Here is a 14,888-nt window from a genome sequence, read left to right on the forward strand (position 1 = left end):
GGGTTGGTTCGTCGGAAGCAGAGGAGCGATCACCGCCCACTGTCGGTCATCAAGCCAGAATTCTCCTGCCATGATTCAAACTCCCATTATTACCGAAGTGAATCATACAGAGATAATTTAATCAATAGTTTGATTGGGTTTTAACCCTAATACACAGCTCTCAACGTAGCTGCCCCGCACTAACAGGACCTATCATTCCAAGTGCCCCATTGCCCTATTAGTAGTTGACCAGGAATTGCGGATTCCCTTCAGCGCCAAATCGTGGCTTGACGTCAAGCAGGGCGGCTATTCGAGCAATGATTTCCTTCGCCATCGGGGCTGCGGTGGAAGCCGCTGTTCGTCCGCCATGGATACCGGTTTTGGGAGCATCGATTATCGTCAGGACGATGTATTTCGGCTTGTCCATCGGGAAGCCCGCCACGAAAGCGTTGAAGTTGATGTCACTGGCATATCGGCCATTAATCACCTTATCGGCCGTCCCGGTTTTTCCGCCGACGTTGAAGCCCTCTACCTGTGCGGCACGGCCGGAGCCTTTCAGCCCGTTCCAAGTGTAGAGAAATCGCATATCGGCGCTCGTTTTTTCCTTGATGACGGCGCGTGAAATGCTCGCTGCCTCGTCTTTGGAGCGCGGAAGAAAGGTTGGGTTGATCAGGTTTCCACCATTGATGAGGGCTGCGGCCGCGACAGCGGTTTGCAGCGGGGTAGTGGCGACCCCATGTCCGAACGAGATAGTGACGGAATTGATCTTCTTCCATGTCCGGGGTTGCGTGGGCGCGGCGACCCCCGGCATTTCCGTTTCCATCTTCGAAAGAAGTCCAAGCCTTGTCAGGAATTCCCGGTGACCTTCGATCCCGACCCTGTCGGCAACTGCCGCGGTGCCGATATTCGACGAATACTGGAATACTTCAGGGATGGAGAGAGGCCGGTTCTTGCCCTTGAAATCCTTGATCGTAAAACCGCCCATTCGGATGGGCCGGGAAGCATCGACAACCGAGTTCAAAGTAATCTTTTCGGCATCCAGACCCATCGCAAGTGTGAAGCTCTTGAAGGTGGAGCCCATTTCAAAGGTCGCATTGCTGATCCGGTTGAACCAGCCCTTTTCATATTCCTTGTCCACAGTGCCGTCGGGAAGCGTGCGGGAAGGCTGGTTCGGATCATAGTCGGGGACCGACGCCATGGCGATAACCTCGCCGGTCTCAACATCGAGGATCACTGCACCGGCCGCCTCGGCTTGATAGTCCTTCATCGCGCGTGCGGCGACTTCACGAGCGATATGCTGAACACGAACGTCAACCGACAAACGGACCGGTTCAAGCCGGGTGCCATTCGTCAGTCCCGCAGCTCGCAGATCGGCGTATCCTTGCTGATCGATATACCGTTCCATGCCGGCCAGGCCGAGATTGTCAATGTTTACATGACCGACAATATGGGAAGCGGTGACGCCGCCTGGATAGAAACGGCGCTTCTCTAAACGGAACCCTATGCCGGGTATACCGAGGGCAAGAATATCTGACTGCTGTCGAGGCGTGAGTTGTCGCCGTAACCACTGGAATCCAGAGCCTGACCGGAGCTTTTTATGAGTGTCACTCCAATCGAGATTGGGAAGGACCGTGGCCAGCTTTTCCACGACCTCATCGGCATCGACGATACGCCGGGGCTCAGCATACAGCGACACGGTGTTGATATCTGTCGCCAGCAGTTCCCCATTCCGGTCCAGGACATCCGGGCGGGAGGCCACGGCGTTCGCATTGAAATCGATCGAGCCTGTCACGACAGGTTCTGCGATGCCGTATTGGACGAGGCGCGTGCCGACAGCCAGGTACATCACTGCAAACCCGGCGATCAGGATGGTCAGCCTCTGCCTTGTACGATTGCGACGATCGGCAGCACCAGCGAAGGCTCCGGTGCTCGGGCCGGTTTTGCCCTGTAGGATGAAATGTGCGCGGCTTTTAAGCCGGACCACAAAAGCGATCATTCCGATTAAAACCCATGCATGCCAACGAATTCGAACTTCAACGGTCCGGCAAACCGCCGAATTGAAACCTGCACTTGAATGATCCAGGAACCAAGGGGAGCGCTGGCGGAGTACCTAATGTGATTGAATCTGTATTAATATATATTTAAAATTGCATACGGGTATTTAGCGTTTCGTTAACCGTGGTATCGACGACGCAAGAAACTCCGTGCTCTCGGCGGCGCCAAGGGAAGCGCTTATCAGCGCAAAGCTTCCGCCCGCCGTTTTAACATCGGGCTCGCTCGAAGCAGGGAACTGGTTGCGACGGCAATTATTGCCTATTTCAACTCTCAAAGAGGCCGCAGCAAACCGGCCTGTTTTTGTCAGCTCTGGTTTTGGCTCTGCATCTGGCCGTTGTCTTCGACCTTTACGGTGACCGACAGTTTTTCACCTGGTGTACCGATGCGCATACCCGAAACGGGAGCCGCATCGCGGTAGCAGAGGCCGGAGGCGATGCGGACGTAACGGTCATCCGGGCAGATCTTGTTGGCAGGGTCGAAGCCGACCCAGCCGAGGCCTGGAATATGGGCTTCGCTCCAGGCATGGGTGGCGGCTTGATCGACCTTTTCTTCCATCATCAGATAACCGGAGACGTAGCGCGCCGGAACATCCAGTGCACGCGCCGCAGCAATGAAGATATGGGCGTGGTCCTGGCAGACGCCGGTCTTCTTTTCCAGCGCCTGTTCGGCAGTGGTTTCGGTGCTGCTGGTGCCGGGCTTGTATTCGACGCTCTCGTGGATTGCCGCCATCAGCGCATGCATGCGCGCGAGCTCGTTCTCACCGGTTACGCCCTTGATCAGTTCCTTTACCAGCTTGCCGCTTTTTGTCAGCGGCGTATCGCGCAGGAAGAGCCAGAGCGGGCAGAAGCCGGTATGAGCACCGCTCATGCCGTTGCGGTCTTCGGTCTCGATCTCGCCTTCGGCGACGATGCGCGTCACCTGCTGTTCGCCTTCCAGCGACACGAGGTTCACATGATTGCCGAACTGGTCGTCATATTCGACTTCCGGCTTGGCGCCTTCGACATGCAGCGACCAGTTGAGCACGGTCTGTCCGCCCGTGGTCGGCGGCGTCAGGCGCAGCCGCTGCAGGGAAAACTGTGCCGGTTCGTCGTAGCGGTATTCGGTGAGGTGGCTGATCTTCAGTTTCATGATCTGACCCGCTTAAGCATAGAACCGGTAGCCATCGGAGATTTCGTTGCCGAGCTTGTTGTTTTGCGCGACGAAATCCTCGAGAAACTCATGCAGACCCTGATCCATGACATCCTTTATCTTCAATGTCTGCAGCGTGGTGCGAATGGCATCCGCCGTACCATGCGCGGCCAGCCGCTCGCCGTAATCCTTGGCGATGTAACCGAGGTTGCTGACGATCTTCTCGTAGCTATAGGCGAGCGAGCGTGGCATCTGACCGTTCAGGATCAGGAAATCGGCGATATTGGCGGCGCGGTATTCGCCGTCATAGGCCCAGCTGTAGGAGCGATGGGCGGAGACCGAACGCAGGATCGACTCCCACTGAACATTGTCGACCGAAGACCCGACCTGCGAGATCGAGGGCAGCAGCACGTAGTATTTCACGTCGAGGATGCGGCTCGTATTGTCCGCACGCTCGATGAAGGTGCCGATGCGCGCGAAATTATAGAGCTCGTTGCGCAGCATCGAACCATGGAAGGCGCCGCGGATCTGGCCGGCGCGATGCTTGATGGCATCGATGACCTCGGGCAGCTCTGCCGCCTTCAGCTTCTTCGACAGCAGCTCCTTGAGATCGATCCAACATTCATTGGTCGCTTCCCAGGTCTCGCGTGTCAGCGCAGTGCGCACCATGCGGGCATTGTTGCGGCCGAAATCGATGCAGGACATGACGCTCGACGTGTTCTGGCGGTCGCGCAGCATATAATCGATCGCATCGGGACCGGTCAGCTTCGAATGCGTCTCGTCATAGAGTTCGCGGACACCAGCACTTTGCAGCACGCCGTCCCAATTGTCGTCGCCAGCGTCGCTGCGCGTCAGCGACATGCGCAGGCCGGCATCGACAAGACGTGCGATATTCTCGGCGCGCTCGATATACCGGAACATCCAGTAGAGCCCGTTTGCAGTTCTTCCGAGCATCAGTCCTCCAATACCCAGGTGTCTTTGGTGCCGCCGCCCTGGCTGGAATTGACCACCAGCGAGCCCTGCTTCAGCGCCACGCGGGTGAGCCCGCCCGGAATGATCTGCACCTTGTCGGAGACCAGCACGTAAGGGCGCAGGTCGACATGGCGGGGTGCGATACCCTTGTTGACGAGGATCGGAACGGTGGACAGCGAAAGCGTCGGCTGAGCGATGTAGTTACTCGGCTTGGCCTTCAGCTTCTCGGCGAAATCGGCGCGCTCCTTCTTGGACGCGGTCGGGCCGACGAGCATGCCGTAACCGCCGGAGCCGTGTACTTCCTTGACGACGAGTTCTTCCAGGTGCTCCAGCACATATTTCAGGCTGCCGGCTTCCGAACAGCGCCAGGTCGGCACATTCTCGAGGATCGGCTTGCGGCCGGTATAGAATTCGACGATCTCGGGCATGTAGGAATAGATCGCCTTGTCGTCCGAAATACCGGTGCCGGGCGCATTGGCGATGGTGATGTTGCCGGAGCGGTAGACATCCATGATGCCGGGAATGCCGAGGGCTGAATCCGGGCGGAAGGTGAGGGGATCGAGGAAGTCGTCATCGACGCGGCGATAGAGCACGTCGATCGCCTCGTAACCGCGCGTCGTGCGCATCTTCACCTTGCCGTCGATGACACGCAGATCCGAACCTTCGACGAGCTCCACGCCCATTGTGTCGGCGAGGAAGGAGTGCTCGTAGTAGGCGGAATTATAGATGCCGGGCGTCAGGACGGCGACACGCGGCTTGCCCTTGCAGCCGGGAGGTGCGAGCGAGGCGAGGCTCTGGCGCAGGAGATAGGGGTAGTCCTCGACGCGCTGCACCTTGTTTTCGTGGAAGAGCTCGGGGAACATCTGCATCATGGTTTCCCGGTTTTCCAGCATGTAGCTGACGCCCGAGGGCGTGCGGGCATTGTCCTCCAGCACATAGAACTCATCCTCGCCAGTGCGCACGATGTCAGTGCCGACAATGTGCGTGTAGACGCCGCCCGGCGGCCGGAAGCCGATCATCTCGGGCAGGAAGGTAACGTTCTTCTCGATCAGTTCGCGCGGGATGCGGCCGGCGCGGATGATTTCCTGCTTGTGATAGATGTCGTCGAGGAAGGCGTTGAGCGCGATCACCCGCTGCTCGATGCCTTGCGCGAGCTTGCGCCATTCTCGGCCGGAAATGATGCGGGGGATGATGTCGAAGGGGATGAGCTTTTCGGCACTGTCGGCGTGGCCGTAAACCGCGAAGGTGATGCCGGTTTTCCGGAAGATGTTTTCCGCATCGCGGGACTTGGCAATCAGGTGCGTCCGGTCTTGGCTATTGTACCACTCGAAATATTTTTCATATGGCGCTCGGGGACTTTCGTCTCCGGTGATCATTTCATCAAATGCCAAAGGTGTGGCTCCCCTTTTTTGTTCATTTGAATACAACGCAAAAGGCAATGCAAGAACCATGCGCAGTTCGCATGGAAGATTCATAAAATCTTCTGCTGTGCGAAAAGTGGGTGAAAAACTGGGCATTTACCGAGAAGTGGCGCCGCGCGGATCGGGATCAATTGCATGACGGCGCACAAAAGATGAGCAGGTGATTATTTACTGCTCCGGCAGCGGATCAAACTCTGTCCGCGGCTGACGGCAAAAAGAAAGGGCCGGATCGCTCCGGCCCTGCCTGTCGTTAAAACTTATGCCCGTTCGCGGCGCTGGCCGCCGCCATTGCGGTTCTTGCTGCGGCGCATGCCGCCATTGCCGTCGCCACGCTGTTCGCCCTGGGGCTGCTGGTCGCCGTGATTGCGCGGCGGGCGGCCGTGGACATGCTGCTTGTTGCCGCGGTGATGGCCGTTAGCGTCGGCCGTCTGGGCCGGGCGCTGCTGTTGCGGCTTGCGAGCCGGGCGGAAATCCGAGGTCGAGACCAGATCATTGTCCGGGCCGTGATCCGGAGCCTGTTCGTTGCGGCGCTGGCCACGGAAATCCTGGTTGCGGCGATCGTGCTGCGGGCGGCCGCGACGGTCCTCACCGGCGCGGACTTCAGTGGCATCGCCCTCGTTACGGGGGCGGCGATCGCCATGGCCGGCGGGACGACCGCTGCCATTGCGGGTTTCGCTGCGCCGGGCTTCGCCGTCACCGCGTCCGCGTCCACCTTCACGCTGGCCGCCTTCGCGCTGACCACCCTGGCCGCGCTGCTGGTTCTGGCCGCGGCCACGATTGGCGGCGCGGGGAGCGGCACGCATATCGGCAGGCGCTTCGCCGCTTGCAACCTTGATATCGATGCCCATCAGCTTTTCGATATCGCGCAACAGGCGGGCTTCGTCGGGTGCACAGAAGGCAATGGCAATGCCATCGCGCCCGGCGCGCGCCGTGCGGCCGATGCGGTGGACATAGGCTTCCGCCACTTCCGGCAGGTCGTAGTTGAAGACGTGGCTGACAGCAGGGATATCGATGCCGCGAGCGGCGACGTCGGTGGCGATCAGCGTCTGGATGGAGCCTTCACGGAAACCCTTCAGGGCGCGTTCGCGCTGGCCCTGGCTCTTGTTGCCATGGATGGAGGCGACGGAATAGCCGACCTGTTCCAGATGCTTCGCGAGCTTTTCGGCGCCATGCTTGGTACGCAGGAAGACGATGGAGCGGCCATCGGGGTTCTCGGTCAGCGTCTTCTTCAAGAGAACCGTCTTGTCGTTCTTGCCGGGAACGAAATGCACATACTGCTCGACCTTGTCGGCAGCCTTGCCCGGAGGTGTCACCTGGACCGTGACCGGATCGGTCAGGTAATCGCTGGCGAGATCGGCAATCGCCTTCGGCATGGTTGCCGAGAAGAGCATGGTCTGGCGGCGCTTCGGCACCATCTTGGCGATCTTGCGCAGGTCGTGCACGAAACCGAGATCCAGCATCTGGTCGGCTTCATCGAGTACGAGATATCGCACGGCTGTCAGCGTGATGGCGTTGCGGTTGCAGAGGTCGAGCAGGCGGCCGGGCGTGGCGACGAGGATGTCGGTGCCCTTTTCGAGCTGCAGCTGCTGCTTGTTGATGGAGACGCCGCCGACGACGAGATTGATGCGAAGCGGCGATTTGCGGACGAACTTCCTGAGATTGTCGGCGATCTGGTTTACCAGTTCGCGCGTCGGGGCCAGGATCAGCGTGCGGACGGTGCGGTTGTCCGGGCGCTTTTCCTCGGTGAGCAGGCGCTCGATCAGCGGCAGGCCGAAGGCCGCGGTCTTGCCGGTGCCGGTCTGGGCGAGGCCGATGAGATCACGGCCCTGCATGAGAAGGGGGATTGCCTGTGCCTGAATGGGCGTCGGCGTTTCGATGCCGAGCTGGAACAGGGTGGCGACGATCGGCTTGGATACGCCAAGCGATTCAAAATTGGTCAAGTCATAACCTTTTAGGGCGCGCCAAACGAAAACGCCGGATCGCCGAATGCGGTCCGGTGTCAATCTGGCGTCAAGAACCCCGCGTGAAATGGGAACTTGTAAGTTGGAAAAACTTTCCAGCGCGTCTTGCCGCACTTGGGTCGCGGCATTATCAGAATGCGCTCTATCCTTCTTCAGCGTCTATCGCAGTGGCACGCTCACGCGGCGGCCGGAAGGTGAAAGCTGAGCCGCATTTGGTCTATTTATTATCGAAAGTCAAGAGGATGTGCCGATAATAGCCTCTGCGGGCATGGAAAGGACGAAACTTCCTGCGGCAGCCTCGGTTCCGTTGATCAGGATCGCGATGCGATGTTCGCCGGGATAATAGCGTCGCGTCGTGATCGGCCGCATTGCATGGCGGCGCTGCACGACATGATCTTCCCCTGCTGCGAGCGTGACGGTTTTCCATTTGAAGACTTTCGGGGAGAGCGAACCGTCGGCCTTCACATGATGGATGGCATAGTCGATCATCAGGGATTGCGTGATATCGCCGGCATTGCGCAGGCGGATTTCGAAATCCAGTCCTTCACCGAAAAGCACTGCCGGCTTTGCCAGCAGCAGTTCGCACTCCAGAGATGCGGCTGCACCGAAGCCGAAATTGGCGAGCGCCTGAGCGTGGCCCTTCTTCAAAAGGGTTCGGGAGGCGTGTTTCAGGAGCCAGCGGCGTTCGGCCGAGGCACCCCCGATATGCTCGGCGATGAAGGCCGCGACGAGGTCCGGATGGTCCTTGGCGATGTCGTTCAGGCTGTTTGCGACGGAGCGGCGAACATAATCCTCGGGATCGTCCATCAGCGCCGTCAGGATTGGCCATAGGGGAGAGGGATCCTTGACCAGTTGCGGCAGGCGCATCGCCCAGGGCAGGCGGGGGCGGGTGCCTTCGCTTGCCAGCCGCCGGACATGATGGTTCCGATCATCGACCCAGGGGGTGATCGTCGCCAGCGCACGTTCCTGATCCCGATGGATAAACTGGCGGATACCGAACTCCGCAGTAAAATGCGGCGTCAGCGCTTTCAGGAGATCGAGCGCGATATCGAAATGCTGCAGACCCCGCACAGCGATGAACTGGCTGACGGGCAGCAGCATCCAGCCCGTCAGCCCCGCCTTGCCGGGGGACGGCAGGCTTGGGTCAAGGATTGCGGCAGCCTCGGGAAAGCTTTCGGGAAGGGTCGCAAAGAGCGCGTCACGGATCAGTGCTGCGCGCTCCATGAGTTCCAGCGATTCGATGCCATCGGTTGCGAGCGCCGTGAACCGGCCGCTCTCGAAAGACGGCGCGTTGGCGGCGATGATATCTGCCATCCCACGCACGAGCGCCGGATGCAGAAGGTTCTTGAGTGGTTCCGGCATCGCATAATCTCCCTCTGACCATGCGATGCATGGCCCGGCGTCGGCTGGAGGTCAAGCGTCGCCGGAAAGACCCTCAGCGCCTGCAGACTTCGATGCGATAGGGTTGACCCCAACGGTCGTAGCGCCATTCCGGATGGCAGAAGCGCGGGCCATAATATTCAGGGTATGCAGGATAGTAAGCGTAGGAGCGCGGATAGTAGGCATAGGGTGCCGGATAAGCGGGACCCGAAGCGATCGCTCCGCCCACGAGGCCGCCGACGACGCCACCGGCTACACCGCCCCAGAAGGCATCGCGCGGCCTAGCGTTTGCGGTATCGGCTGATGCCAGCGAGGCGCCGGCAAATGTCAGTGCAATCAGGCCCGCCGCCATTGTCTTATGAAGAACGGACATGTCGATTCCTTTCATTGTAGGCTCGTCATTCAAGCCACGATCAGACTCTGCTCCGATCTCGGCGCGTTGATGGTCCCGCAAGCCGTGCGGGAATTAAATTTTCTCCATACTTGCCGCACCTGAATTGGGCTGTCGGCGTTTTCCCCGTGATCTTCTGACCATTTCAGCTTCGTGCAAGCCTTTGTTGTCACTCTGATTCATCAACTTCATGAGCCGGCTTGGAATTATTGCCTGTGGAATTTTATGGTTAACAGCTTGTTAAAGGCCTTGGCCTTATAGTTGTTCTAAGGGATATTTCATTCATTGCGGGAGTGAAGACTTTTTGATTTCTACCGGGGAACTCTTGGAGCTGGCCTGCCGCCGGATCGCTGATCTGGATACCCCGGCCTATGTCAAAAACAGCGAACTCCGCTATGTCGCCGTCAACGAGGCCTATGCCCGCTTCTTCGGCCGCGAAATCTCCGATTTCATCGGGCAGCGCAGCCGCGAGCTCTTCGAGCGCCCCGAAGAAGAGGAGCGCGAGGACCGCGAGCGTCGTGCGCTGGTTTTCGGCACGGAAGAGAGTGCCATCTCCTTCGACGCTGCCGGTCTTAGCCATGAACGGGTACTGATCGAGAGCTTTTCGCCCTCGCAGGACCGGGCCTATGTGCTCGGTATCTTCGAACCGCGCGAACCCCACCGCGCCATTCCTGAAGTTGCCGATACGATCGCTACCGATCTCGGCCGCATCCGCGAGACGCTCGAAAATCTCGATCATCCGATCGGCATCTTTGCGGAGGATGGCCGCCCGCTGATCGTCAATGCCGCCTATCGCAATGGCAGCAAACCTGCGCCAGCCGGCAGCACGCCTGCGCCGGCCAGCGAGACTGCCTGGCATGAAAGCGTGCGGGAGCGCGACCTGCTGCGTACCATCATGGAGGATCTTCCGGTCGCCGCTTTCGTGCGCGACGAGGATCACCGGCTGGTCTACGCCAACCAATATTACGAGACCTTTACCGGCCACGCCCGCTCCAGAGCGCTCGGCATGACCGAACACGACATGTTCGGGCAGGAGGCAGGCGAGGCGATTTACCGGGAGAACCTGCGGGCGCTGAGAAACGGCGTGCTGACCGAGGTCGAGAGCAATCTGCCGAATACCGACGGGGAAATCTTCCAGGTCATCTCCCGCGTCAACCGGGTCGTCACACCTGATGGCAAGCGCTATGTCGTCGGTTCCTTCTCCGACATCACGCCGCTGAAAGCGCGCGAGAAGGAATTGATCGAGGCGCGCGAACAGGAAGAAGTCCTGCATCAGGAAATCGAGAGCATCCTGCGCTCGCTGCCGGTCGGCGTGCTGATCCTCGATAACGATCACACGATTCTCTACGTCAATGACGAGTTCTACAGTATCTGGGAACTGCCGCTCGACGACCGTTTCGATGGGCGGCCGTTCATCGATGTCATCAAGCGCAATCACGAGCTCGGCCGCTACGGCGACACGCAGGCGCCGGAAGATATCTATACGTTTCGCAAGGGGCTTTTCGAGGCTACAAACCCGGAGCCGATCCAGCTCGACTGGGCTGCCGGCAAGTCGGTCATCTTCGACTCCAGGCGCATTTCCAGCAATCGCATCCTGCTGACCTATTCCGATATTTCCGCCGTGCGGGTGCGCGAACAGGAAATCCATGAGGCGCGCGAGGCACTCGAAAACCTCGGCGAGATGATGCGCGATGCGACGCATGCGATGCCGCAGGGGCTGGCGATCGTCCAGGACGGCGTGATCAAGCTTTCCAATGACGGGCTGGCCGACGTGCTGCACATTCCGGCCGAACTGACGGACGTTGGCCGGGAATGGATCGATCTCTTCCAGTTCTGCGCCAATCGCGGCGATTTCCACGACAAGGCGGTCGAAACGCTGGAGGAGTGGCGCGCCAATATCGCAGCGCGCCAGCCGATCTCCACCGTTTTCCATGTCGGCGGCGAGCGCTGGGTGAACATGGACGCCACCATCAGCGAACGGCAGCACTGGGTGGCGCTCTTCACCGACGTCACCGAGATGAAGCAGCGCGAGGAGGAGCTGACGGAGCTTCTGTCGCGCGCCGAGGCCGCCGATCGCGCCAAATCGGAATTCCTCGCCAATATGAGCCACGAGATCCGCACGCCGATGAACGGTGTGCTCGGCATGGCGGAACTGCTGGCCAAAACCAATCTCGATACGCGCCAGAAGACCTTCGTCGACATCATCGTCAAGTCGGGCAATGCGCTGCTGACGATCATCAACGACATCCTCGATTTCTCGAAGATCGATGCCGGGCAGATGAAGCTGCGCAAGGCGGCCTTCGATGTGATCGAGGCTGTCGAGGATGTGGCGACGCTGCTTTCCTCGCCCGCTGCCGAGAAGGATATCGAGCTTCTGGTGCGCGCGGCGCCCGATCTGCCTGCAGCCGTCATCGGCGATGCCGGGCGCTTCCGCCAGATCGTTACGAACCTCGTCGGCAATGCGGTGAAATTCACCGAGCGCGGCCATGTCTTCGTCGATATCGGCTCCGAGCCATCCGCCGGCGGCGAGATCATGGTCAGCATCCGCATCGAGGATACCGGCATCGGCATTCCGCCCGAGAAGGTGGACTCGGTCTTCGACAAATTCTCGCAGGTCGACGCCTCGTCGACCCGTCGGCATGAAGGCACGGGCCTGGGCTTGGCAATCACTGCCGGTCTCGTCGATCTCTTCGGCGGTTACATCGATGTCGAAAGCGAATGGGGCAAGGGCTCGATCTTCACCGTCAAGCTGCCTTTCGCCATTGCCGCCGCTCGCGTCGAGCCGAAGCCGCTGCCGATCAACGTGCAGGGTGCGCGCGTTCTTGTCGTCGACGATAACGAGGTCAATCGCCGTATCCTGACCGAACAGCTGAGTCTCTGGGGCTTCGACGGCGTTGCCGCAGAAGGTGGCGCGACCGCTTTTGCCATCCTTGAGGCCGCCGCCGACCTCGGCATCAAGGTAGATGCCGTCGTGCTCGACTACCATATGCCCGACATGAACGGCGCCGAAGTCGCCCGTCGCCTGCGGGCCGACAGCCGCTTCGGGGAATTGCCGATCATCTTCCTGACGTCGATGGATATTTCAGGGACGGAGAAAGAATTTGCGGCGCTGAACGGCCATGCGCATCTGATGAAGCCGGCGCGCGCCAATCTGCTCCGCAACACGGTTGTCGAAGTCGTGCGTGCAAACCGTGTCAAGCAGGCCTCCGAGGCCGAGATCACGCGGCTGCAGAAGGAAGTGGAGGTGGCGCCGCCGCCTGCGCCCGCTCCGAAGCGCGCTGCCGATTTCGTCGATGTCCTCGTGGCCGAAGACAACGAAGTCAACCAGATCGTCTTCACACAGATCCTGCAGGGAACCGGGCTTTCCTTCCTCGTGGTCAATAACGGGCAGGAAGCTGTCGAAGCCTGGGAGCAGCATACGCCGCGCCTGATCATGATGGATGTCTCGATGCCCGTCATGAACGGTCACCAGGCAACCAGAATGATCCGCCAGAAGGAGCAGGGGCAGGGGCACCGCGTGCCCGTGATCGGTGTGACGGCGCATGCGCTGGAAAGCGACCGGGAACTGTGCCTCGATGCGGGTATGGACGACTATATGTCCAAGCCGATCAGCCCGGAGCTGCTGGAAGACAAGATCCGTCAGTGGCTGGGCGGTGGCGAATTGCAGCCGGGCCGTTCGGGCTACTAAGGCTTGATCCCACAGAGCATTTCCCGCTTGCCGGCAAAGCCCTTGCGTCGCTCGACAGTAAAGCCTGCGGCGGCGAGATTGCGGCGCACGAAGCCTGCGGCTGCATAGGTGGCGAAGCTTCCGCCGGGAAATGTCTTTTCGCAGACGAGGCGCATCAGCTCTTCCGACCACATGTCGCCGTTGCGCGACGGGGCGAAGCCGTCGAGATACCAGGCATCGAAGACGGGAACAGCTTCGGCGACACCGTCGAGGGCGCGGCCACAGACGACGCTGAGTCTCGTCTGGTCGTCGAGATCAATCGAGACGATGCCTTCGGGCATATCCGGCCAGAGGGCCGCCAGCGCCTGCCGTTCGGTATCGATTTCGGGCCAGTGAGCCAGTGCCCGGTCGATTTCCTCCCGGCGCATCGGATAGAGCTCGAAGGACATGAAGTGCAGGTGCTGGCCGGGCTGGCGGTAAAGCTTCCATTGCCGCCATGTCTCGGAAAAATTCAGCCCGGTGCCGAAGCCGAGTTCGCCGATAAGAAAGGTCGGGCGATCGTTCCATCGTTCAGGCAGACCGTTTCCAGAGAGGAAGACGTGGCCGCATTCCAGCCGACCGTCGGTCTGGCAATAAAAATGGTCGCCAAAGGCGGTCGAATAGGGCATATCGCCGTCGCGCCATTCGAGGGGCTGCGGCTTGCCCGCGTCGATCTGATCGGGATTAATGTCTGTCATGGAAAAAGCCGATAGTCCGGCCCTGGCCTCGGGTCAATCATCCATCGATCTCCTGATCATCGGCGGCGGCATCATGGGGCTGTGGGCGGCCGTCCATGCGGAGCGGCGTGGCATTGAAACGCTGCTCGTCGATGCGGGCCAGCTCGGAGGCGGCGCAAGCGGCGGACTGCTTGGCGCCCTGATGCCGCATATGCCGGACCGCTGGTCGGAAAAAAAGCAGTTCCAGTTCGATGCGCTTGTTTCTCTCGAAGCAGAGATTGCCGCCATCGAAGAGGCGACCGGTCTTTCTGCCGGTTATCGGCGCTCCGGCCGGCTCATTCCGCTGCCGAAGCCACATCTGCGCAAGATTGCGTCAGGCCATTCCGCAGATGCCGAGGCCCATTGGAAGGCGGGGGAACGGCGGTTCCATTGGCATGTGCTGGACCGACCGCCGGGTGACGGCTGGATCGATGCGGCGGCCGGCGAGAGCGGTTTCGTGCATGATACGCTTGCCGCCCGCGTTGCGCCTCGTTCGCTTGTCGCTGCCCTGGCAGCCTTTCTGCGCAAGGCGAGGCATGTCCGTGTGCTGCAAAATATGGACATCCTGGACCTTGATCCGGTACGGGGAACGGCGTCGACCGGAGCCGGGACGATCGCCTTCGGGCGCTGCATCCTTGCCGCGGGATATCGCTCATTTCCCCTTCTGGAGAAGCTGACGCCGGGCCTGCAAAAACCTCTCGGACAAGCCGTGAAAGGGCAGGCTGCGCTGTTTGCCGCCGATATCGATCCCGGCTTGCCGACGATCTTCCGGGATGGGCTTTATGTCGTCGCGCATGAGGGCAGTCATGTGGCTGTCGGCAGCACCAGCGAAAACAGCTTCGCCGACCCCTTTTCCACGGACGAGCAGCTCGACGTGCTGATCGAGGCGGCCCGAGACATGGTGCCGGCGCTGCGCGATGCGCCTGTCATCGAGCGCTGGGCCGGATTGCGCCCCAAGGCGGTCGACCGCGACCCGATGGTCGGAGCGCATCCGGCGAATCGCAACCTCATTGCCTTGACGGGTGGCTTTAAGGTCAGCTTCGGCCTGGCGCACCGGCTGGCGGAGGCGGCAATATGCATCGCAAGCGATGTACCTACGGAATTTTTATTGCCGGAAAGCTTTGGAATTTCAAACCACATCGCGGTCTCTTCACGTTAGACGTGAATTAGAAACCGCTC

General features: G+C 60.2%; 10 protein-coding genes. 2 read left to right on the top strand and 8 right to left on the bottom strand.

Annotated features, from left to right (window positions below):
• Positions 1-217: 217 nt before the first annotated feature.
• From AC1DNW_RS08920 to AC1DNW_RS08950, 7 genes are all read right to left on the bottom strand, one after another.
• Positions 218-1,975 (bottom strand): peptidoglycan D,D-transpeptidase FtsI family protein, encoded by a 1,758-nt coding sequence (locus AC1DNW_RS08920; RefSeq protein WP_113308731.1) that lies wholly within the window; start codon positions 1,973-1,975, stop codon positions 218-220.
• Positions 1,976-2,337: 362 nt separating this feature from the next.
• Positions 2,338-3,162, bottom strand: a complete 825-nt coding sequence (locus AC1DNW_RS08925) for a transglutaminase-like domain-containing protein (protein WP_113308732.1) — start codon at positions 3,160-3,162, stop codon at positions 2,338-2,340.
• 12 nt (positions 3,163-3,174) lie between these two features.
• Positions 3,175-4,116: an alpha-E domain-containing protein gene (locus AC1DNW_RS08930; RefSeq protein ID WP_113308733.1), complete on the bottom strand. Its 942-nt coding sequence runs from the start codon at positions 4,114-4,116 to the stop codon at positions 3,175-3,177.
• The gene (locus tag AC1DNW_RS08935; RefSeq protein ID WP_113297453.1) at positions 4,116-5,525 is read right to left on the bottom strand and encodes a circularly permuted type 2 ATP-grasp protein; all 1,410 of its coding nucleotides are present in this window, start codon (positions 5,523-5,525) and stop codon (positions 4,116-4,118) included. Before AC1DNW_RS08935 ends, AC1DNW_RS08930 begins: the two co-directional genes overlap by 1 nt.
• Positions 5,526-5,812: 287 nt before the next feature.
• Positions 5,813-7,543: a DEAD/DEAH box helicase gene (locus tag AC1DNW_RS08940; protein ID WP_113308847.1), complete on the bottom strand. Its 1,731-nt coding sequence runs from the start codon at positions 7,541-7,543 to the stop codon at positions 5,813-5,815.
• Positions 7,544-7,750: 207 nt separating this feature from the next.
• On the bottom strand, positions 7,751-8,878 hold the full coding sequence (locus AC1DNW_RS08945; protein ID WP_113308734.1) for a DNA alkylation repair protein: 1,128 nt from the start codon (positions 8,876-8,878) through the stop codon (positions 7,751-7,753).
• Positions 8,879-8,951: 73 nt separating this feature from the next.
• A complete protein-coding gene (locus AC1DNW_RS08950) occupies positions 8,952-9,269 on the bottom strand; it encodes a hypothetical protein (protein ID WP_113297639.1) in 318 nt (105 codons plus the stop codon).
• A 322-nt stretch (positions 9,270-9,591) separates the two neighbouring features.
• On the opposite strand from AC1DNW_RS08950, the gene AC1DNW_RS08955 reads away from it, so the two are divergent.
• Entirely contained in the window at positions 9,592-12,975 is a 3,384-nt protein-coding gene (locus tag AC1DNW_RS08955) for a response regulator (RefSeq protein WP_113308735.1), read from the top strand.
• Here the strand turns inward: AC1DNW_RS08955 and mnmC2 are convergent.
• Positions 12,972-13,691, bottom strand: a complete 720-nt coding sequence (gene mnmC2 / locus AC1DNW_RS08960) for a tRNA (5-methylaminomethyl-2-thiouridine)(34)-methyltransferase MnmC2 (protein WP_113308736.1) — start codon at positions 13,689-13,691, stop codon at positions 12,972-12,974. The genes AC1DNW_RS08955 and mnmC2 overlap by 4 nt on opposite strands.
• Between mnmC2 and AC1DNW_RS08965 the strand changes: the two genes are divergently transcribed.
• On the top strand, positions 13,690-14,868 hold the full coding sequence (locus tag AC1DNW_RS08965; protein WP_113308737.1) for an NAD(P)/FAD-dependent oxidoreductase: 1,179 nt from the start codon (positions 13,690-13,692) through the stop codon (positions 14,866-14,868). The genes mnmC2 and AC1DNW_RS08965 overlap by 2 nt on opposite strands.
• Positions 14,869-14,888: the final 20 nt, after the last annotated feature.

This window comes from Rhizobium sp. 05L429 (assembly GCF_056397645.1).

What these genes read in the sequence shown, in the direction of transcription:
- AC1DNW_RS08930 (WP_113308733.1), bottom strand. Translation starts at nt 4,116, where the DNA reads ATGCTCGGAAGAACTGCAAACGGGCTCTACTGGATGTTCCGGTATATC.
- AC1DNW_RS08920 (WP_113308731.1), bottom strand. Translation starts at nt 1,975, where the DNA reads ATGATCGCTTTTGTGGTCCGGCTTAAAAGCCGCGCACATTTCATCCTA.
- AC1DNW_RS08965 (WP_113308737.1), top strand. Translation starts at nt 13,690, where the DNA reads ATGGAAAAAGCCGATAGTCCGGCCCTGGCCTCGGGTCAATCATCCATC.
- AC1DNW_RS08950 (WP_113297639.1), bottom strand. Translation starts at nt 9,269, where the DNA reads ATGTCCGTTCTTCATAAGACAATGGCGGCGGGCCTGATTGCACTGACA.
- mnmC2 (WP_113308736.1), bottom strand. Translation starts at nt 13,691, where the DNA reads ATGACAGACATTAATCCCGATCAGATCGACGCGGGCAAGCCGCAGCCC.
- AC1DNW_RS08925 (WP_113308732.1), bottom strand. Translation starts at nt 3,162, where the DNA reads ATGAAACTGAAGATCAGCCACCTCACCGAATACCGCTACGACGAACCG.
- AC1DNW_RS08945 (WP_113308734.1), bottom strand. Translation starts at nt 8,878, where the DNA reads ATGCCGGAACCACTCAAGAACCTTCTGCATCCGGCGCTCGTGCGTGGG.